A 19,991-nucleotide genomic window follows, 5' to 3' on the forward strand; every position below is an offset into this window, starting at 1 on the left:
ACGACGACCTTAACGAATTGTTCGGGGTTGCGAAAGCCGTGCGGTTGTGGGACTTCGGCGTTGCGGTATGGGCGGGCGTGTGCAAAACGCAATGCGCCGATCAAGCCGGGGCAAGGTTTTCGAGTAGGGTGACATGCTGACGCTGCTGCTGATCGTCTCCGCCTTTTTCGCGGGCGTGCTGAACGCCGTGGCCGGGGGCGGCAGCTTCCTGACCTTCCCGGCGCTGATCCTCGCCGGCGTGCCGCCGCTGAACGCCAACGCCACCAGCACCGTCGCGGTATCGCCCGGCGCGCTGGCCAGCGCCTTCGGCTACAGGCGGGAGTTGGGCCGCATCCGCGAGGTGCACCTGCCCTCCTTCCTCGGCATCAGCCTCGTCGGCGGCCTTCTGGGCGCGCTGCTGTTGCTATGGACGCCGCAGCGGACCTTCGAGGTCATCGTGCCGTGGCTTCTGCTGTTCGCGACGCTGCTGTTCGCCATCGGCCCAACCGCCTCGGCCTGGGTCCGGCGGAACTTCACCATCGGCCATGGCACGGTGCTGGCGGTCCAGTTCCTGATCGCGATCTATGGCGGCTATTTCGGCGGCGGCATCGGCATCCTGATCCTGGCGACGCTCGGCGTCTTCGGCCTGACCGACCTCCACGCGATGAACGGGCTGAAGTCGCTGGTCTCCGGCTGCCTGAACGCGGTGGCGGTGGCGGCCTTCGTCGCCGGCGGGGCCGTTTATTGGACGGAGGCGCTCATCATGCTGGTCGCCGCCATGGCCGGCGGCTATGCCGGCGCCTCGGTCGCCCGCCACATCCCGCCGCCGGTCCTGCGCAAGCTGGTGATCCTGGTGGGAGCCGCCATGACCGTCTATTTCTTCCTCACCAAGACCTGACCCCAACGGAGCCCACCGGCATGACCTCCACCATCGACCGCACCCCTATTGACCGCCCCTCTATTGATCGTGGGGCCCTGCCCTACCGCCCCTGCGTTGGGATCATGCTGCTGAACGACCGCGGCGAGGTGTTCGTCGCCAGGCGCTGCGGGTCGGAGGCCGACTGGCAGATGCCCCAGGGCGGCATCGACGAGGGCGAGGATGCCCGCAGCGCCGCCTTCCGCGAGCTGGAGGAGGAGATCGGCACCGCCAAGGCGGAGTTCATTGCCATGACCGCCGCCCCCCACCGCTACGACCTGCCCGACGAGCTGCTGGGGAAGGTGTGGAGGGGCCGCTGGCGCGGGCAGGAGCAGATGTGGATGCTGGCCCGCTTCACCGGCGCCGAATCCGACATCCGGCTCGATACCGGGCATCCGGAATTCGACGCCTGGAAATGGGTCGATGCGGAAGATCTGCCGGGCCTGATCGTCGCCTTCAAGCGCCCGGTCTATGAGTCCGTCCTGGCCGAGTTCCGCCCGCTGATCGCGCCCTCGAAGGGCTGACCGCTCCCGCCGGGCGCCAGCCAATCCGCCATGTCCCATTTTTGATTGCGGTTATCCCCAACTTACGGCCTCCACCCCCGCCGTCCGAAGCTTGCGGCTTAACGAATCCTTGAGACGCAGTCTGGCAACGTCGCTGCTGCAACCGCAATGCGCAAGAATGTGCCTGCCGTAGACGGAGGGGTGGCGTGTCGCTGATCAAATGGACGGAGGAGGAAGACGGCCGGATCCGCCTGGGCCTGCCGAGCGACCTCGACTTGCCCATGGCGCAACCTCTGCTGGACAGCCTGCGTGCCGCCTTCAAAGCCTCGGCGGACGTCATCGTTCAGGCCGACGCGGTGGAACGCATCAGCGCCGCCTGCATCCAGGCGCTGGTCGTCGCCGCCCGCGATGCGGCCGAGCGCGGGGTCGCCTTCGCCCTCGCCACCCCGTCCGAGATCCTGTCCGAAGCGTGCGAGGATCTGGGACTCGCCGCCTGGCTGAAGCAATGGAGCCGAGCGTGAAGAAGAAAGTGATGACGGTGGACGACTCGCGCACCATGCGCGACATGGTGTCCTTCACCCTGCGCGGCGCCGGCTATGACGTGGTGGAGGCCGCCGACGGCCAGCAGGCGATGAGCGCCATCGCCACCACCACGGTGGATCTGGTCATCACCGACCTGAACATGCCGGTGATGGATGGGCTGACCCTGATCCGCAAGCTGCGCGCCATCCCGGCCCACCGCACCCTGCCGATCCTGATGCTGACCACCGAAGCGGACGAAAGCAAGAAGTCCGAAGGCCGCGCCGCCGGCGCCACCGGCTGGATCGTGAAGCCCTTCAACCCCGACAAGCTGGTGTCGGTGGTGCAGAAGGTCTGCGGCTGACCGCAAGCCGCCAGAGTCAGGGAGGGGTGCAGCCGTGGACGATCTCAGCCGTTTCAAGCAGACCTACTTCGACGAAAGCGCCGAACTCCTGGCCGTCGCCGAGGCCGGGCTGCTGCGCCTCGCCCCCGGCGAGGTTGATATGGACGAGGTCAATGCGATCTTCCGCGCCGTCCACTCGATCAAGGGCGGCGGCGGCGCCTTCGGCTTCAACGACCTCGTCGCCTTCGCGCACGAGTTCGAAACGGTGATGGACGGCGTGCGCAACGCCGAAATCCCGGTCACCACGGAACTGGTCGACACGCTGATCCGCGCCAACGACGTGTTGGCCCGCCTGCTGGCCCACGCCGCCGACGAAACCGATGCACCGGCCGGCACCACCGACGAGTCCGTCGCGGCGCTGCGCCTCTTCCTGGACAAGGCCGGGGAGCCGGCAACGGACGAGGCCCCCGCCGCCCCATCGCCCGTCGTCTCGCCAGCCGCCACGCTCTACCCCGACGACGAGGATGACGAGGCCGGCATCTTCGGCGACGCGCTGGCCGCCATCCAGGCCGCGCGCGACGATCAGCCGGCACCCGCCTCCGGCGGCCCGATCCCCGAGGGGAAGGTCCGGTGGACGATCGTCTTCCGCCCGAAAGCCGAACTGCTGCTGTCGGGCAACGAGCCGACCTACATGCTGCGCGCCCTGCGCAGGCTGGGCGAGGCGGAGGTGGTCTGCCACCTCGACAAGCTGCCCTCGCTGCGCGATCTCGATGCCGAACTGCTGCACCTGTCCTGGACGGTGACGCTGCTGGCCGACCCGCAGGTCGACCGTGCCCAGATCGACGACGTGTTCGAATTCGTCGCCGACGACTGTGACATCCGCATCAGCGCCGAAGCCCCGCCACCCGCGATCATTCCCCCGGCGGCCCCCGTCCCGGTTCTTCAATCGTCCCCTGTCCCGACCGTCGCCCTGCCGGAACCCGTCGCCGCGTCGTCGCCAGCCACCCCGGTCGCCACCACGTCGGGCTCGGCGAAGCCCGGCGACGGCGCCAAGCGCACGAATGGCGGCGCCGCGGGCGGCGACCATACCGGCCCGACCACCCACACCATCCGCGTCGACCTCGACAAGATCGACCGGCTGGTCAACATGGTCGGCGAGATGGTCATCACTCAGGCGATGATCGCGGAACATCTGCGTGACCTGCCGCCCGGCCAGTTCCAGGAACTGCTGGAGGGGCTGGAAGGCCTCGCCCAGCACACCCGCGAACTGCGCGAGAGCGTGATGTCGATCCGCGCCCAGCCGGTCTCCAGCGTCTTCTCCCGCATGCCGCGGCTGGTGCGCGAATGTGCCGCCATGACCGGCAAGGAGGTGATGCTGATCACCTCGGGCGAGACGACGGAGGTCGACAAGACGGTGGTGGAGAACCTCGTCGACCCGCTGACCCACATGATCCGCAACTCCATCGACCATGGGCTGGAAAGCCCGGAGGAGCGGGAACGCGTCGGCAAGCCGCGCGCCGGCACCGTGCATCTGTCCGCCGCCCACCGGTCGGGCCGCATCGTGATCGAGGTGACCGACGACGGCCGGGGCATCAACCGTGCCAAGGTGCTGTCCAAGGCGATCGAAAAGGGGCTGGTGCAGCCCGGCGCCAGCCTGTCGGACGAGGAGATCGACAATTTGATCTTCCTGCCCGGCTTCTCCACCGCCGATCAGGTGTCGAATCTCTCCGGCCGCGGCGTCGGCATGGACGTGGTGCGGCGGAACATCTCCAGCCTGGGCGGGCGCATCGGCGTCTATTCGACGCCGGGTGAGGGTTCGCGCTTCGTCCTGTCGCTGCCGCTGACGCTGGCGGTGCTGGACGGCATGGTGATCTCGGTGGGAGAGGAGCGCTTCGTCCTGCCGCTAACCAACATCGTGGAAAGCCTGCGGCCGAAGCCGGCCGACCTGCACGGGCTGGTCAACAAGTGCGACGTCATGATGGCGCGCGGCGAATATGTCCGGCTCGTCCATCTGCACCGGCTGTTCGGCATTCCCAAGGCCATCGACGACGCCACCAAGGGGCTGGTCGTGCTGGTGGAGACGGAGGACGGCTCCCGCCTCGGCCTGGTGGTGGACGAGGTGCTGGGCCAGCAGCAGGTCGTCATCAAGAGCCTGGAAGCCAATTTCCGCCGGCTGGACGGCGTGGCCGCCGCCACCATCCTGGGCGACGGCCGGGTCGCCCTGATCCTCGACGTGGCGGGCCTGCGCGAAATGAGCCGCCACGGTGCCGCCACCGGCGGCAACACCCAGGGTGCCGGCAACAGCACTCCGCCCTCCCCGTCCCTGCCCGCCCCGACGGACAGGACCGGGCAGCGTCAACGCCAAACGGTTTGAGGTCCAGCGATGAGCAGTTCCACCGCAATCGCCCCCGTCGGCTCCCGCACCGATCTCCAGTCCGCCGGCGCCGCGAACGGGAGCGAGGAGCAATATGTCACCTTCACGGTCGGCAGCGAGGAGTATGGCGTCAACATCCTGGCCGTGCGCGAAATCCGCGGCTGGACGCCGGAAAGCCGCCTGCCGAACCTGCCCGACTATGTCCGCGGCGTCATCAACCTGCGCGGCATCATCATCCCGATCTTCGATCTGCGGGCCCGCTTCGGCGGCGGCCTGACCCAGGTGACGAAGCGCCATGTCGTGGTGGTGATGCAGGTGGGCGAGCGCACCCGCGGCATCCTGGTCGATGCCATTTCCGATATCCTGGCGATCGGCCATGACGCCATCAAGCCGCCGCCCGACGTCGACAGCGGCCTGATCGACGCCGAATATCTCAGCGGCCTCTACACCGCCGAGAACCGCATGGTGACCCTGCTGAACGTCGGCAAGCTGTTCGCGGGCGAACATGTCGACCAGGACCCCGCCGCCCGCACCGCGCTGGAGCCGACCTGATCCAGACCGGCGCAGGCCAACGGCAGGCAGACCGCACGAGAAGCCATAAAAATAAGAGGGAACGTCACCGATGGCCACCGACGGTACGATCGCCAAAGCCGGCACCTTCCTCAGCAACATGCGCATCGCCAAGCGGCTGTGGCTGGTCTTCGGCCTGCTGCTGATTCTGATCGCCACCCAGTCCGGCATCGGCATCTATGGCCTGGACGGGCTGGACCGCCGCATCGATAGCGTTATCGCATCAGGCGATCTCGCCGTCTTCGCCAAGGATCTGGAAAGCCGCCTGGGGGCGGAACGGCTGCAGAGCCGCGAATACATCAATCTCGGCTCGACCGAGGCACTAGACCGGCTGCGCGTCCTGCGCGGTGAGTTCGAAACGGCGATGGCGGAGCGGCAGGCCAGACTGAAGGCCTCCCCCCAGGCTGCCGCCTTCGCCGACCTAAACGGCCTGCACGGCGCCTACCACGAGAAGTTCGATGCGGTGCGCACCGTTCGTGACCGGGCCGACCGGACGCTGCACGAGCGCATGGATCCGCTGGGCGCCCAGGTGACCAAGCGGCTGGAAGAGGTGGTGGCCGCAGCCGACTCCTCCGGCGACAAGGACGTGGCCTCTAGCGCGCAGGAGGTGGAGAAGCGTTGGCTGCTGACCCGCTTCAACGCCAACCGCGCCATCGGCCTGCGTGATTCCGCCGCAACATCCCAGGTCGAGGCCGAAGGCAAGACGATGAGCGACGGCATCGCCCGGCTGTCCGTCCTGCTGCGCAGCAACGCCGGCCTGTCCCTGGCGTTGCGGGAGGTCGACGTCCGCGCCGCCGAATACCGCGCCGCCTTCCGCGAGGTCGTCGCCGCCAATGACGAGGCCAAGCGCCGCACCGACGACCTCGCCGCCGCCGCCACGGCGATCAACCGCGCCATCGACGGAATCGTTGCCGCCATCGCCGCCGGCTCCAGGGCGATCGAGGAGGAAGCGGGCCGCGAGGCCAGCTTCACCATCCGCCTGACGATCGGGCTGGGGCTGCTGTCGCTGGTGATCGGCATCGTCGCCGCCAACCGCATCGCCGCCTCGATCATCGGGCCGGTCACCGGCATCCGCCGGGTGATGGCCGAACTGACCGAGGGCAAGCTGTCGGTCAGCGTTCCCCACACCGGCCAGCAGGACGAGCTGGGCGACATGGCCCGCGCCGTCGCCGCCTTCAAGGACGAGGCGGTGGAAGCCCTGCGCTCCCGCATCGCGCTGGAACGGGTGTCAGCCAACATCATGATGGCCGACACCGACGGCCGCATCCTCTACGCCAACGACGCGATCATCGGCATGTTCCGCAATGCCGAGGCCGACCTGCGCATCTCGCTGCCCGGCTTCGATCCCAACAAGCTGGTCGGGCAGAATTTCGACGTCTTCCATCGCGATCCTACCCACCAGCGCCGCCTGCTGGCCGACCTGACCCAGACCCACCGCGGCTGGGCCAGGACCGGCCGCCGCAGCTTCCAGGTCATCGCCAACCCGGTGGTCAGCCGCCGGGGCGAACGGCTTGGCACCGTCGTCGAATGGCGCGACCTGACGGAGGAACTGGCGATCGAGAAGGAGATCGGCGCCATGGTGGAAAACGCCGTGCGCGGCGACTTCACCCATCGCATCGCGCTGGACGGCAAGACCGGTTTCTTCCGGCTGGTCAGCGAAGGCATCAACCGCCTGTCGGAGAACATCGCCGGCGTCACCGAGGAACTGGCTTCGGTGCTGGAGGCGCTGTCGCGCGGCGACCTGACCAGCCGCATCGACAAGCAGTATGAAGGCGTGTTCCAGCGGCTGAAGGACGATTTCAACGGCACGGTCGCCCGCCTGTCGGAGATCGTGCAGCGCATCGACCACGCCGCCGACTCCATCGCCGTCGCCAGCCGCGAGGTGGCGGAAGGCAGCATGGACCTGTCGGAACGGACCGAACAGCAGGCCTCCTCGCTGGAGGAGACCGCGGCCAGCATGGAACAACTCGCCGCCACCGTGCGCTCCAACGCCGACAACGCCCAGCAGGTCAACGGCTACGCCGCCGAGGCGCGCAGCGCGGCCTCGCGCGGCGGGCAGGTGGCGACCAGTGCGGTTGAGGCGATGCGCCGGATCGAGCAATCGTCGCAGAAGATCTCCGACATCATCGGTGTGATCGACGAGATCGCCTTCCAGACCAACCTGCTGGCGCTGAACGCAGCGGTCGAGGCGGCTCGCGCCGGCGACGCCGGGCGCGGCTTTGCCGTGGTGGCACAGGAGGTGCGGCAGCTCGCCCAGCGCTCCGCCCAGGCGTCGAAGGAGATCAAGTCGCTGATCCTCGACAGCGGCGGGCAGGTGCGCGATGGCGTCGACCTCGTGCGGTCGGCCGGCAGTTCCCTGACGGGGATCGTGTCGGGCATCGGTCGTGTCGCCGATCTGGTGTCGGAGATCGCGCGGGCGACCGCCGAACAGGCGTCGGGCCTGGACGAGGTCAACATCGCCATCGCCCAGATGGACGAGATGACCCAGAAGAACGCCGCCCTGGTGGAGGAAAGCACCGCCGCCGCCCGCTCGTTGGAGGAGCAGGCCGACCAGCTGCGCCACCAGATGACCTTCTTCACCCTCGATCGCAAATCCGCCTGACGATGCCACCGGTGCCGCGATGACCGACCGCTCCACCGCTCCGACGACCGAACCGGAGACACTGCGGCGCACCCTCCCGGCCGCGGTGTTCGGCGGCGCTCGCGAGTTCCATTTCGAGCGGCACCATTTCGACCTGATCGCCGGTCTGCTTTATCAACTGGCCGGCATCGCGCTGGCGCCGCACAAGGCCGAAATGGTCTATGCCCGGCTTGCCCGCCGGCTGCGCGAACTGCGGCTGCCCGACTTCGACGCCTATTGCGCCCTGCTGCAAAGTGACGATGTAACGGACGAGATCGGCTTCCTGGTCAATGCGCTGACCACCAACCTGACCAGCTTCTACCGTGAATCGCACCATTTCGACTTCCTCGCCTCCACCGTCCTGCCGGAGCTGCGGGCGCTGAACGCCCACCAACCGAAGCCACGGCTGCGGCTGTGGTCGGCCGGCTGCTCCTCGGGGCCGGAGCCCTACAGCATGGCGATGGTGCTGGTCTCGACCATGGGGGCGGAACTGCGCCGCTGGGATGCCCGCATCCTCGCCACCGACATCGACACCCACATGGTCGAGACCGCCCGGCGTGGCATCTACCCGCTGTCGGGCGCCACCGGCATCCCGCCACAGGTCCGCCAGCGCTTCACCACAGACACCCGGCTGGAGGGAGAGCCGGTGGTGGCGATGGGCGAGGAGCTGAAGCGCCTCGTCACCGTCAAGCCTCTGAACCTGCTGGAACATTGGCCGATGTCCGGCCCGTTCGACGCGATCTTTTGCCGCAATGTCCTGATTTATTTCGACCGCCGCGGCCGGATGCAGGTGATAGAAAACTTCGCCCGGATGCTCCGCCCTGGCGGGTATCTGTTCCTCGGTCACTCGGAGAGCCTGTATGGCGTGTCGAACCTGTTCCGTCAGGCCGGTCCGACCATCTACCGGAGGGATTGAGCGATGAACGCCTCTCCCCTCCCCCATGACGAGCCGGCCCCCGCCGGGTTCTCCCGCCGCATGGGCAGCGGGCGCTATTTCAACCGGGAATTCAACGCCGACACCATCAAGATCGGCCTCGGTCAGCAGGCGGTCAGCGACCGCCCCGACCTGATGATCGCGACGACGCTGGGCTCCTGCGTAGCGGCCTGCATCCATGATCCCGTCAGGAGGATCGGCGGCACGAACCATTTCATGCTGCCCGACCTGCCGGCGAGCGAGCTGGAAGGTGCGGGCATGGCCGCACGCTACGGCTCGGTCGCGATGGAACGGCTGATAAACGCGCTGCTGGCCGCCGGTGCAGAACGCCAGCGCCTTCAGGTCAAGCTGTTCGGCGGCGGCCGCGTCATCGAGTCGAGCTACGACATCGGTGGGCTGAACAGCCGCTTCGCGCTGGATTACGTGCGGACGGAGGGGCTGACGCTGGCCGGCCATGATCTGGGCGGCGGCTTTGCCCGGCGGCTGCATTATTTCCCGCACAGCGGCCGAGCACTGCGCCGCCTGCTGCGGCCGGAGGCGGCGGCCGACACCGTCAGGCGCGAGCAGCGTTTCATCCGCCTCCCGAGCCAGCTACCCGAGGAGGGCGAGGTCGAACTGTTCACGCCCACCGATCCGGGAGGGAGCTGACCGATGCCCAGGCCGATCCGTGTCGTCATCGTCGACGACAGCGCCCTGATGCGCGAAATGCTGAAGGACATCCTGACCCACGAGGCAGGGATGGAAGTGGCCGGCGTCGCCCGCGATGCGTTCGAGGCGCGCGAGGTCATCAAGGCCACCAACCCCGACGTCATCACGCTGGACGTCGAAATGCCGAAGATGGACGGCCTGTCCTTCCTGGAGAAGATCATGACCCTGCGGCCGACGCCGGTCATCATGGTCTCCTCCCTGACCAGCGAAGGGTCGGACGCCGCCATCCGCGCGCTGGAACTGGGGGCGGTGGACTGCGTCGCAAAGCCCGGCGGTTCCGATGGGCAGGGCTTCGAGGCGACCGCGATGGAGCTGGTCTCCAAGATCCGCGTCGCCGCCACCGCGAGGCTGACCATGCGCCGCCCGGCCGCCGCCCATGGCGTCCTGCCGACGCCGCGCCGGGCCGGGTCGGGCAAGCGGCTGATCGCCATCGGCGCCTCGACCGGCGGGGTGGAGCGCATCCGCGACGTGCTGGCCGCCATGCCGGCCGACTGTCCGCCCATCGTCGTCACCCAGCATATGGGGCCGAGCTACGTTCCCAGCTTCGCCGCCCGGCTCGACCGGCTGTCGGCCCCGACCGTGCGGGTGGCCGCCCATGGCGATCGGCCGGCCCAGGGGCTGGTGCTGATCGCCCCCGGCGACCGCCATCTCGCCATCATCCGCGACACCGCCGGCTTCGTCTGCCACATCCAGGACACCCCGCCGGTCAGCGGCCACCGCCCGTCGGTCGACGTGCTGTTCGCCTCCGTCGCCAAGGCGGCCGGCAGCAACGCCGTCGGCGTCATCCTGTCCGGCATGGGCCGCGACGGCGCCATCGGCATGAAGGCGATGCAGGAGGCCGGCGCCTTCACCATCGGTGAACAGGAGTCGAGTTGCGTCGTCTATGGAATGCCGCGTGCCGCCAGGGAGGCCGGTGCGGTCGCGGTCGAACTGCCGCTCGCCCAAATCCCCGCCGAAATGCTGCGCGCCTTCGACGCCGTCGGCGAACGCCCCCGCACCGCCCCGACCTGAGCGGGCATCCGAACCCAGTTTTCCCGGGCCCAGTTTTTCTGGGCAGAGTTTCCCCGGGCAGAGTTTCCAAGGAGCACCAGCATGTTTAACCCCGCTGCCCACGACGCCGTCCAGACCGGCCTTGCGATTGCCGCGCCCCAGGACGTCTCCGCGATGCCGGACGGCGCCGCCAAGGTCGCGGTCACCGCGGAGCTTCTGTCAACCTGGCTCGGCTTCGCCGACGTGCAGCGCCGCACGCTCGACGTCGTGCAGGGGGAGCTGACGCGCACCTCGGAGCATGTGGAGACCTCCACCCTCGATCTGTCGGAACGCTTCCGCGAACTGGCCCAGAAGGCGCTGGAGCAGTCGGAACGGGTGGCCCAGATCGTCGCCATGGCCGGGTCGGTCGATCTCGACGGCGAACGGGTGCCACTCGACACGCTCGTCGTCGGCATGCAGGACGTGATCACCGACATGGTGACCAACATCGTCACCCTGTCGCGCCATGCCATGAGCATGGTCTATCTGCTGGACGACGTGCAGAAGGACGTGGCAGAGCTGGAGAAGTCGATCGGCGACATCGACGGCATCAACCGGCAGACCAACTTCCTGGCGCTGAACGCCACCATCGAGGCCAGCCGTGCCGGCGAGGCCGGGCGTACCTTCGCCGTGGTGGCGCAGGAGGTGCGGCACCTTTCCCGCTCCACCGGCGAACTGGCCGAACGCATGCGCAGCAAGGTCACCGCAGTGGTGAAGGGCGTGCGTAACGGCCACGACATCCTGCGCCAGATCGCCAACACCGACATGTCGCCGCAGATGCTGGCCAAGGAGCGCGTCGACAAGACGATGGACAGCCTGGTGGCGCAGACCACCCATTTCCAAGCGGTGCTGGAGACGGCCGCCTCGGTGTCGTCGGACATGTCCTCCACCATCGCCCACGTCATCACCGGCATGCAGTTCCAGGATCTGACCAAGCAGCGGATTGAGGCGATCAACGACAGTCTCGCCATCATGAGCGCCGGACTGGGAGAACTGGAAACCCAAATCCGTGCCCAGGTGCCCGCCGGCATCGGCACACGCGAGCCGCAGGAATGGCTGAATCAGCTGATGGGACGTTTCACGTTGAGCGAGATGCGCGAGCGCTTCGTGCGCAGGCTATTGTTGGAAGGCACGGCACTGGATGAAAATGGCGTGCTGGACCTCGATGCCGCAGGGGGAGGCAGCGCCGGCGGTGATATTGAACTCTTCTAGCGCGGTACAGCCGCCGTCTGTACACTAAACCACCTTTGCGGAAAGACGGGCCTATGGATTACGGCATAGAAGTCCGCGATCAGGAAGCGGTCATTCGCCTGCGTGGTCGCCTGACCTTCAACGACCACGCGAAGTTGCGGATCCTGATCGGCGAGATGGGGCAGAACAAGCTCAAGCGTCAGGTGCTCGACCTGTCGTCGCTCGAATTCGTCGATTCCGCCGGCATCGGCATGCTGCTGATCGCGCGGGAGGAGATGGACCGTGCTGCCAAGCAGTTCGTCCTGCGCGGCGCCACCGGACAGGTCAAACGGGTGCTGACCGTGGCACAGATCGCCAAGATCGTCCCGATCGAGGACTGATCCCGGTGATCGACGGGACAGCCCAGCACATGGCCCAGGACACGGCCCGGCCCACCGGCTGCCGCATCCACTTCGCCGGTCTTCTGGCCCCGGGGCTGCCGGCCGAACAGCGGAACGAGCTGGCACAGGCGCTGCGGCTGTCCCCGACAGCGGCCCCCCCCTGTCCGGAGGATCGGCCGGCGCCGCTGGTCGCCCTGCTGACCGGAAGCGAGGCGGGCACCGGCCCGGACCTCGACGCACTGTGGCTTCCCCCCGTCGCCGCCTGGATCGAACCACCGGCCGGCACCGCCCTATCCGAACCTGTCATCCAATTGGCTGAAATGCTGGCGGAAGCGGCCGGCAACGACCTCTACCTGAACCTGACCACGGCCACCGCGCACGACCTCCAGCTTGGCGGTCGGCTGCTGGCCGCTTTGAACGCCCGCCATCCGCTGACCGGAGACCACCGCGACGACGTCGAACTGGCTCTGCACGAGGCGGTCAGCAACGCGCTGGTCCACGGCAACCTGGGCGTCGCCGGCATGAAGGAACTGAGCGCCCGGGAACTGGAGCGGTTTTCCCGCGATCTGGGCGCCCGTCTGGCCGACCCGGCGCTGGCGGCCCGGCGCATCGCCATCGCGATCCGGATAGACCCGGCGGAGGACAACCGGCCGCTGGCGACTGTGGAGATCAGCGACGAGGGCGCCGGTTTCACCCCAGGCCCGCGCACCAGCACCGGTGCATCGGGACGCGGCCTGGACCTGATCGCCGGCATCTCCGCAGGGTTGGAGATCGAGGATGGCGGCCGCCGCATCCGCATGAGGTTCCGGCTGTGAGCGCGGAAGGGTGGCATAGTCCCGACTGCCAAGCGGCATCCTCCCTGGCTGCCGGCCCTTCGGCTGCCGGGCTGGCCGATGTGCAGGGGTCCGATGGTCCCCCCTGTGAATGCCGGCTCCCCGACTGCACCGTCCTGGACTGCCCGATCCTGGTGGTGGACGACACCGCCTTCAACCGCGCTCTGATCGGTGCCATCCTGGCCGAGGCCGGCTTCCGCCGGGTATCCTTCGCCGCCGGGGGGCCGGAAGCGCTGGCGATGATCGAGGCCGCCCTCCCCGACCTGCTGATCCTGGACATCATGATGCCGGGAATGGACGGGTTCGAGGTCTGCCGCCGCCTGCGTGCCATGCCGGAGACGGCCGACCTGCCGATCCTGGTGCAGACTGCGTTGTCGTCGGGCGAGGACCGAAACCGTGCCTTCGCCGCCGGCACAACCGATCTGGTGTCCAAGCCGCTGGAACGCACGGAGCTGCTGGCCCGCGTGCGCGTCCATCTGGAAGACCGGCTGCTGATCCGCCGCCTGCAGACCTATCGCGCGCGGGTGGAAGCGGAGCTGTCCATCGCCCGGTCGATGCATGAGCATCTGCTGCCGACCCCGGCGCAAAGTGCCGTCGCGGCCGCCGCCGCCGGTTGCCGGCTGCGCGCCCACAGCGTGATCTCTCCCCATCTCGGTGGCGATCTGTGGGGGCTGCTGCCGCTGGGGCGGCGGCGTTTCGGCGTCTATCTGCTGAACGTCGCCGGCCGCGGCGTCTCGGCGGCGCTGAACGCCTTCCGGCTGCACACTCTTCTGCAGGAGTTGGGTCCCGTCCACGGCGAGGATGCCGCCGCTCTGCTGACCGCGCTGAACGACCGCGCCGCCGGGCTGTTGGCATTGGGGGAAAAGGCCACCATGACCTACGGTGTGGTGGACGGTGAAGCCGGACGCTTCATCCATGCCTCGGCCGACGGGGCGCCGCCAATGATCCTGGGCAATGACGGCGGACCGGCGTTCGGTTCGGCCACCGGCCTGCCGATCGGCATCGTGCCCGGCACCCGCTATCGCAGCGAAGCGATGACTCTGCCGCGGGGCGGCGTGCTGGCGCTCTACTCCGTCGCGGTGCTGGAGGCGCTGGACGCCGGCGGGACCGGGATCGGGCTCGGCTGGATGATCGCCCGCGCGGTGGCGGAGGGAGAAGGCTTCGACGCCGTGGTCCGCTCGCTGGGCTTTGCCCTCGGCCAAGTCAGCGGCGACGACCACACGCTGCTGTGGATCGAACGGGAGGCGGCAGGATGAGCGGATCCCCGCCGCCCGGCCTGCTGCCGATCGAGACGCGCGATGCCTTCGATGGGTTGGCCGGCGCCCGCGTGCTGATCGTCGACGACAACCGGATCAACCGGCACCTTCTGCTGGCTCTGCTGGAACGCGGCGGCATCACCCTGATCGAACAGGCGGAGGACGGGCAGGACGCGCTGGTCCGGATGGAACGCTTCAAGCCCGACCTCGTGCTGCTCGACCTGATGATGCCGCAGATGGACGGGTTCGAGATGTGCCGGCGTCTGCGCACCGACCCGCGCTGGAAATCACTGCCGGTTCTGGTGCAGTCCAGCCTGAACCGGGCGGAGGATCGCGCCCGCGCCTTCGCCGCCGGCGCGACCGACTATGTCACCAAACCGGTCAACGCGGTGGAACTGCTGGCACGCGTGCGCATCCACCTGCGCAAGCGCGCCATGCTGCGCGACCTGGAGCAGTATCACAGCCGCACGGAAAGCGAGCTGAAGCTGGCCCGCGCCATGCAGGCAAGGATGCTGCCCGGCCCCGACCGGCTAACGGAGCTGGAGACCGCCAGCGGCATCGCCGTGCAGGCCCACTTCGCGCCCTCCTCCGAACTGGGTGGCGACTTCTGGGGAATCGAACGGCTGCCCGACGGCCGGGTCGCCGTCTATCTGGTCGATTTCTCCGGCCATGGCGTCGGCGCCGCGCTGAACACCTTCCGGCTGGATGCCATCTGCCGCCAGATCGGCAGCACCGACCTGAGCCCGGCGGAATTCCTGGGGGCGGTGAACCGCCGGCTGTGCGGGCTGCTACCCTGCGGCCAGTTCGCCACCATGCTGACCGGCCTGATCGACCCGATGGCCGGAATGTTCCACTATGCCTCCGCCGGATCGACGGCACCGATGATGTGGTGTCCCGGAGACGAGGCGCCACGATTGGGCGACGGCAGCGGCCTGCCGCTCGGCCTGCTGTCGTCGGCCAGTTACGACAGCCGCAAGCTGCCGATGCCACCCGGCGCCCGGCTGTTCCTCTATTCCGACGCCGCCATCGAAATCCCGATCGGCGGCCGGGAGAGCCATGAGGTTCTCGACGAATACGGCCTCGCCACCCTGCTCGCCCGCCACCTGCACGAATCCGACGACGCTGGCCTGCTGTCCGGCCTGCTCGACGATCTGGCAGCGACGGGCCCCATCGACGACGACCTGACGGCACTGCTGCTGACGCGGCGGCGGTAGCGGCGGTCCGATACATCTGATAATCGGCACCCCGAAAGCAAAAAGGCCGCCCCCGAGGGGGCGGCCTTTCGCGTTCGGCAGGAGCCGACCGATCAGCGCGAGTAGAACTCGATGACCAGGTTCGGTTCCATCTGGACCGGATACGGAACGTCGGCCAGCAGCGGGGCGCGGACGAAGCGGCCCTTCAGGGCGCTACCGTCGACTTCCAGGTAGTCGGGGATGTCACGCTCGCCGGAAGCGGAAGCTTCCAGGATCAGCGCCATCTGCTTGGACTTGGCGCGCACCTCGACGGTGTCGTTGTCCTTGATGCGGGCCGAAGCGATGTTCAGGCGGCGGCCGTTGACCAGGATGTGGCCGTGGTTGATCAGCTGACGCGCGGCGAACGGCGTCGGCGCAAACTTCATGCGGTAGACCACGGCGTCCAGACGGCGCTCCAGCAGGCCGATCAGGTTCTCGCCGGTGTCGCCCTTGCGGCGGACGGCCTCGGCATAGATGCGGCGGAACTGCTTCTCGCCGATGTTGCCGTAGTAGCCCTTCAGCTTCTGCTTGGCCATCAGCTGCAGACCGTAGTCCGACGGCTTCTTGCGGCGCTGGCCGTGCTGACCCGGGCCATACTCGCGCTTGTTCAGCGGGCTCTTGGCGCGGCCCCACAGGTTGACGCCAAGGCGGCGGTCGATCTTATACTTGGACTCTTGACGCTTGCTCATAACTCTCACGCCTCGTTGGACACGAGTTGATGTTGTCCCGGTAGTTCCGTCCGCCCTGTTCAGGCGGCGGACGGGGCGTCAAAGATTGCGCGCGCCCGCTTTCCCAGGAGGTGAAGGCGCGCACAATACCCATTGGCGCGGCCGAGTCAAGAGCGACGGCATGTCCGGAACCCCTTGCGCGCTTCACCCTATTGCGCTCCCCTTCCCGGCACCGCAAGCGGCAGGCAGGAATGACGCGATGGAACGGGTGGAGTGCGTGGTCGTCGGGGCGGGCGTGGTCGGTCTGGCGGTGGCGCGCCGGCTGGCGCAGGCCGGGCGCGAGGTGATCGTGCTGGAGGCGGCGGACGCCATCGGCACCGGCACCAGCTCGCGCAACTCCGAAGTCATCCATGCCGGCATCTATTATCCCACCGGCAGCCTGCGCGCCCGCCTGTGCGTGCCCGGCCGCGACGCGCTCTATGATTACTGCGCCGCCCACGGGGTGGAGCATCGCCGCATCGGCAAGCTGATCGTCGCGACGGAGGAGGCCCAGCTGCCGAAGCTGGCGGCCATCCGCGCCCAGGCCGCCGCCAACGGCGTCACCGACCTGACGGAGATCGATGCCGCCACCGCGCAGGCGTGGGAACCCAACCTGCGCACCGTCGGCGCCCTCCTGTCGCCCTCCACCGGCATCATCGACAGCCACGGGCTGATGCTGGCCCTGCTGGGCGACGCGGAGGAGGCCGGGACGATGCTGGCCCTGCTCAGCCCGCTGCTGCGTTCCCACCGCACCGCGGGCGGCTTCGAGCTGGAGGTCGGCGGGGCGGAGCCGATGCGCATCGCCTGCACCACGCTGGTCAACGCCGCCGGGCTGGGCGCCTGGGCCGTCGCCCGCGGGCTCGAGGGGCTGGACGCCACCCATGTGCCCCCGCGTGTGCTGGCAAAGGGCAACTACTATGCGCTGGCCGCCGGCCGCTCGCCCTTCTCGCGGCTGGTCTATCCGGTGCCGGTGGAAGGCGGTCTGGGTGTCCACCTGACGCTGGACCTCGCCGGACAGGCCCGGTTCGGCCCCGACGTGGAATGGCTGGGCGATCTGAAGGGTGCTGTCGATTACGCCGTCGATCCCGCCCGTGCCGACTCCTTCTACGGCGCGGTGCGCGCCTACTGGCCGGGGCTGCCGGATGGCGCGCTGGTCCCGGCCTATTCCGGCGTGCGCCCGAAGCTGAGCGGGCCGGGGCAGCCGCAGGCCGACTTCCTCATCCAGGGGCCGGGTATCCACGGGGTGGACGGTCTGGTCAACCTGTTCGGCATCGAATCGCCCGGCCTGACCTCCTGCCTCGCCATCGCCGACGCGGTGGCCGTGGAGCTTGGCGAGACGCCCGAGATATTCGCCTGAGATCGTTAACCATTCCCGAGGCGCACAGGGTTCTTGACCGCGACCGCGGCTCTCCCAATCTATAGGCATGGCGGCGCCGGCGGATGCTGGGCCGCCGATCCGCCGGGCGCCGGAAACGGGCCCATCTTCCGCAACTCGCTCCCGTCGTGAGGAGGATGCGTCGTGACGACTCGCCTTTCGCTCTTCAACAGCCCGCTGCTGCTCGGCTTTGACCAGTTCGAGCGGACGCTCGACCGGATCGCCAAAAATTCGGCCGAGGGCTATCCCCCCTACAACATCGAGCAGATCGGCGACGATGGCCTGCGCATCACGCTCGCCGTGGCCGGCTTCACCTCCGAGGACCTGTCGGTCCAGATCGAGGACAACCAGCTCGTCATCCGCGGCCGCCAGACCGACGACAAATCGCGCGTCTACCTGCACCGCGGCATCGCAGCGCGGCAGTTCCAGCGCAGTTTTGTCCTGGCCGAAGGGATCGAAGTGGTGGGCTGCTCGCTCGACAATGGGCTGCTGAACATCGACCTGACCCGCCCAATGCCGGAGCCCAAGGTCCGCACCATCAAGATCGAACAGCCGAAGAAGAGCGCCGGCGGTGCCATGCCCCGCACCATCGACGTGTCCGCCGACGGCCGGGACGACTGATCCCTCCCTTCCCTTCTTGCCTGCCCCCCCGAGACTCTGCACGCGCGGCCGCCCATGACGGGGAGCCGCCGGGAGACCATGACCATGATGAACGATACCCACAGCCAGCTGCGCCAGCTGTCGACCCAGGATTTCGCCAGCTTCGGCCTGGGCGACGTCGCCTATGTCCGCCCGGTGGAGATGGACGGCACCGCCGCCTTCGCCATCCACGCCGCCGACGGCACGCCGCTGAGCGTCGTCGCCGACCGCGAACTGGCCTTCGCCGCCATCGTGCAGAACGACATGGAGCCGGTCAGCGTCCACTGACGCGCCCATTCCCTTGCCCCGGAGCCCGGACGGCCATGGCTCCGGGGCAAGAGAGTTCGGAAGCCGTCGGGCATCACCGGAATCGGCATATCCGGTTGCACTGGAGCAGTTTCAATCTCTGGTTCCGTTTTGTCACTTTTCCGTTGCAGCGCGCGGCATCTCGATCCTTGTCAGCCCTGACTCCTGTTGTAAGGTGCGCTCTGCGATAATCATGGACGCAAGACGCGACAAGGCATCGGGAGACGGTCGGGTGGACGGCGGGGCAAGCGATACGGCGGTGGACACAAAGACCGCCGCCGAGACGGAACAGCGCAAGGCGTGGGACGATGAGGCCCGCGATTCCCTTCACATCCTGCCGCTATCGTCGATCCCGCTAGAAACCCCAGGCCTGCAGCATGCCCGTCTGATCAAGAATGTCCGGCTGCAGACCGTTGTGGAAATGTTCCGTGACGCCCAGACCGGCAGCGGACAGGTATCCCCCCGCCACATCCCGGCTTACTTCGAATCCTACAAGGACGAGGTCGAGCGCGATCTGGTGAAGCTGGAGAAGATCGGCGCGGCCTCCAGCTTCGACGTTTATTCCTCGCGGATCGAGCTGAGGCGGTTGAATATCGACGTCAACAACGTCGAATCGCTGACGCTGTCCGACCGCAAGAAAGCCGAACTGACCAGCTACATGCGGGTCTTCACCCGCCCGCTGATGGAATATGTCTATGGCACGGAGGAGCTTCAGGTCGCCGACGTGACCGACATCATCCAGCTGTTCGCCAACCCAAACCGGGATGAGGCCCTGCGCAACCTGCGCATGATGGCCGATCGGCTGGACATCGGCCTGACCGATATTCCGAAATTCCTCGAGGAGTATGGCGACATCTTCCTGTCGCTGGCCTATTTCCGCAAATGCCTGGACGAGATCGTGCCGGAGGTCCAGCGTTTCGTCGGCTGGATGGGCGAAATCCGCAGCTCGGCCGAGGTCAAGCGCGATTCCCGCCAGATGCGCATGCTCGACGAGATCGCCCGCGACCTGACCGACATCGCAACCTCCATCACCGGCCGGTTCGAGAGCTTCGACAACCGGTCGAAGGATTTCTGGAGCGACATCAACGCTGACACCTTCCGGTCGATCCGCGAGCTGATCTCCTCCCACCATGTCACCATCGGCGGGGTGCTGTGCGGTCTGGCGGTGAAGATGAATTTGTGGAAGCACCGCTTCGCCCGCGGCGGCGGCGGTCCCAACCGCCGCATGGAGTTCGTGAAGTCGGAGATCCTGCCCGGCCTGTCGCACATCAAGGCGCTGGAGCAATCGGCGCGGACGGGACACCTGTAGACGCCCTGGCTGTCCCCACGCGTTCAATCCATCGACAGCATTTTCCCCACGCCATTGTCCAACAGGATGGTGGCGAACAGCGTCAGGATCGGGACCAGGAACATCAGCCCGATGACACAGCGTACGACCAGATCCTTGCGCCGGGCGGAACGGCAGAGCGGACAGTCGTTGGGGCCATGCCCGTAATCGGACCCGCAATAGGGACAGACGGTGGTGTCGACCATGGCAGACGGGCTTTCAGAACGGGCCGGCGGCCCAGGAACCGACG

Annotated in this window: 21 protein-coding genes; 19 read left to right on the forward strand and 2 right to left on the reverse strand. The window is 67.9% G+C overall.

Annotation, left to right across the window (positions count from 1 at the left end):
• Nucleotides 1-133 precede the first annotated feature (133 nt).
• From J2848_RS27160 to J2848_RS27240, 15 genes are all read left to right on the forward strand, one after another.
• Nucleotides 134-877: a sulfite exporter TauE/SafE family protein gene (locus J2848_RS27160; RefSeq protein ID WP_149229719.1), complete on the forward strand. Its 744-nt coding sequence runs from the start codon at nucleotides 134-136 to the stop codon at nucleotides 875-877.
• Nucleotides 878-897: 20 nt separating this feature from the next.
• Nucleotides 898-1,419: an RNA pyrophosphohydrolase gene (locus tag J2848_RS27165; RefSeq protein ID WP_149229718.1), complete on the forward strand. Its 522-nt coding sequence runs from the start codon at nucleotides 898-900 to the stop codon at nucleotides 1,417-1,419.
• Nucleotides 1,420-1,604: 185 nt separating this feature from the next.
• Nucleotides 1,605-1,919: an STAS domain-containing protein gene (locus J2848_RS27170; RefSeq protein ID WP_149229717.1), complete on the forward strand. Its 315-nt coding sequence runs from the start codon at nucleotides 1,605-1,607 to the stop codon at nucleotides 1,917-1,919.
• Nucleotides 1,904-2,281, forward strand: a complete 378-nt coding sequence (locus J2848_RS27175) for a response regulator (protein ID WP_149229716.1) — start codon at nucleotides 1,904-1,906, stop codon at nucleotides 2,279-2,281. The genes J2848_RS27170 and J2848_RS27175 overlap by 16 nt, the downstream gene beginning before the upstream one ends.
• 34 nt (nucleotides 2,282-2,315) lie before the next feature.
• Nucleotides 2,316-4,634, forward strand: a complete 2,319-nt coding sequence (locus J2848_RS27180) for a chemotaxis protein CheA (protein WP_149229715.1) — start codon at nucleotides 2,316-2,318, stop codon at nucleotides 4,632-4,634.
• A gap of 9 nt (nucleotides 4,635-4,643) precedes the next feature.
• Nucleotides 4,644-5,186 carry a chemotaxis protein CheW gene (locus J2848_RS27185; RefSeq protein WP_149229714.1) on the forward strand — a complete coding sequence of 181 codons (543 nt, stop codon included), beginning with the start codon at nucleotides 4,644-4,646 and terminating at the stop codon, nucleotides 5,184-5,186.
• Nucleotides 5,187-5,256: 70 nt separating this feature from the next.
• A complete protein-coding gene (locus J2848_RS36015) occupies nucleotides 5,257-7,806 on the forward strand; it encodes a methyl-accepting chemotaxis protein (RefSeq protein WP_149229713.1) in 2,550 nt (849 codons plus the stop codon).
• A gap of 19 nt (nucleotides 7,807-7,825) precedes the next feature.
• Complete coding sequence (locus tag J2848_RS27200) at nucleotides 7,826-8,740, forward strand: CheR family methyltransferase (RefSeq protein ID WP_149229712.1); 915 nt, start codon at nucleotides 7,826-7,828, stop codon at nucleotides 8,738-8,740.
• Between the two features lie 3 nt (nucleotides 8,741-8,743).
• Nucleotides 8,744-9,406 carry a chemotaxis protein gene (locus tag J2848_RS27205; RefSeq protein ID WP_149229711.1) on the forward strand — a complete coding sequence of 221 codons (663 nt, stop codon included), beginning with the start codon at nucleotides 8,744-8,746 and terminating at the stop codon, nucleotides 9,404-9,406.
• Nucleotides 9,407-9,409: 3 nt separating this feature from the next.
• Entirely contained in the window at nucleotides 9,410-10,477 is a 1,068-nt protein-coding gene (locus J2848_RS27210; protein WP_149229710.1) for a protein-glutamate methylesterase/protein-glutamine glutaminase, read from the forward strand.
• 81 nt (nucleotides 10,478-10,558) lie between these two features.
• The gene (locus J2848_RS27215; protein ID WP_149229709.1) at nucleotides 10,559-11,707 is read left to right on the forward strand and encodes a methyl-accepting chemotaxis protein; all 1,149 of its coding nucleotides are present in this window, start codon (nucleotides 10,559-10,561) and stop codon (nucleotides 11,705-11,707) included.
• 53 nt (nucleotides 11,708-11,760) lie between these two features.
• Nucleotides 11,761-12,066, forward strand: coding sequence for an STAS domain-containing protein (locus tag J2848_RS27220; RefSeq protein WP_149229708.1), 306 nt, complete (start codon nucleotides 11,761-11,763; stop codon nucleotides 12,064-12,066).
• A gap of 29 nt (nucleotides 12,067-12,095) precedes the next feature.
• Nucleotides 12,096-12,881, forward strand: a complete 786-nt coding sequence (locus J2848_RS27225) for an ATP-binding protein (protein ID WP_149230426.1) — start codon at nucleotides 12,096-12,098, stop codon at nucleotides 12,879-12,881.
• Complete coding sequence (locus J2848_RS36020) at nucleotides 12,878-14,155, forward strand: response regulator (RefSeq protein WP_281288533.1); 1,278 nt, start codon at nucleotides 12,878-12,880, stop codon at nucleotides 14,153-14,155. The genes J2848_RS27225 and J2848_RS36020 overlap by 4 nt, the downstream gene beginning before the upstream one ends.
• The gene (locus J2848_RS27240) at nucleotides 14,152-15,369 is read left to right on the forward strand and encodes a PP2C family protein-serine/threonine phosphatase (protein WP_149229707.1); all 1,218 of its coding nucleotides are present in this window, start codon (nucleotides 14,152-14,154) and stop codon (nucleotides 15,367-15,369) included. Before J2848_RS36020 ends, J2848_RS27240 begins: the two co-directional genes overlap by 4 nt.
• A gap of 92 nt (nucleotides 15,370-15,461) precedes the next feature.
• On the opposite strand, the gene rpsD is transcribed toward J2848_RS27240, so the two are convergent.
• The gene (gene rpsD / locus J2848_RS27245; RefSeq protein WP_109443111.1) at nucleotides 15,462-16,076 is read right to left on the reverse strand and encodes a 30S ribosomal protein S4; all 615 of its coding nucleotides are present in this window, start codon (nucleotides 16,074-16,076) and stop codon (nucleotides 15,462-15,464) included.
• Nucleotides 16,077-16,314: 238 nt separating this feature from the next.
• Between rpsD and J2848_RS27250 the strand changes: the two genes are divergently transcribed.
• The 4 genes from J2848_RS27250 (at nucleotide 16,315) to J2848_RS27265 (ending at nucleotide 19,723) form a co-directional block, all read left to right on the forward strand.
• Nucleotides 16,315-17,451, forward strand: a complete 1,137-nt coding sequence (locus J2848_RS27250) for an NAD(P)/FAD-dependent oxidoreductase (protein ID WP_149229706.1) — start codon at nucleotides 16,315-16,317, stop codon at nucleotides 17,449-17,451.
• 162 nt (nucleotides 17,452-17,613) lie between these two features.
• Nucleotides 17,614-18,090, forward strand: coding sequence for an Hsp20 family protein (locus tag J2848_RS27255; RefSeq protein WP_149229705.1), 477 nt, complete (start codon nucleotides 17,614-17,616; stop codon nucleotides 18,088-18,090).
• 84 nt (nucleotides 18,091-18,174) lie between these two features.
• Nucleotides 18,175-18,396 carry a DUF1150 family protein gene (locus J2848_RS27260; protein WP_149229704.1) on the forward strand — a complete coding sequence of 74 codons (222 nt, stop codon included), beginning with the start codon at nucleotides 18,175-18,177 and terminating at the stop codon, nucleotides 18,394-18,396.
• A 250-nt stretch (nucleotides 18,397-18,646) separates the two neighbouring features.
• On the forward strand, nucleotides 18,647-19,723 hold the full coding sequence (locus tag J2848_RS27265; protein WP_149229703.1) for a hypothetical protein: 1,077 nt from the start codon (nucleotides 18,647-18,649) through the stop codon (nucleotides 19,721-19,723).
• 23 nt (nucleotides 19,724-19,746) lie between these two features.
• On the opposite strand, the gene J2848_RS27270 is transcribed toward J2848_RS27265, so the two are convergent.
• The gene (locus J2848_RS27270; RefSeq protein WP_246193655.1) at nucleotides 19,747-19,947 is read right to left on the reverse strand and encodes a hypothetical protein; all 201 of its coding nucleotides are present in this window, start codon (nucleotides 19,945-19,947) and stop codon (nucleotides 19,747-19,749) included.
• Nucleotides 19,948-19,991: the final 44 nt, after the last annotated feature.

It is taken from the genome of Azospirillum lipoferum, from assembly GCF_024170005.1.
GTDB lineage: Bacteria > Pseudomonadota > Alphaproteobacteria > Azospirillales > Azospirillaceae > Azospirillum > Azospirillum lipoferum.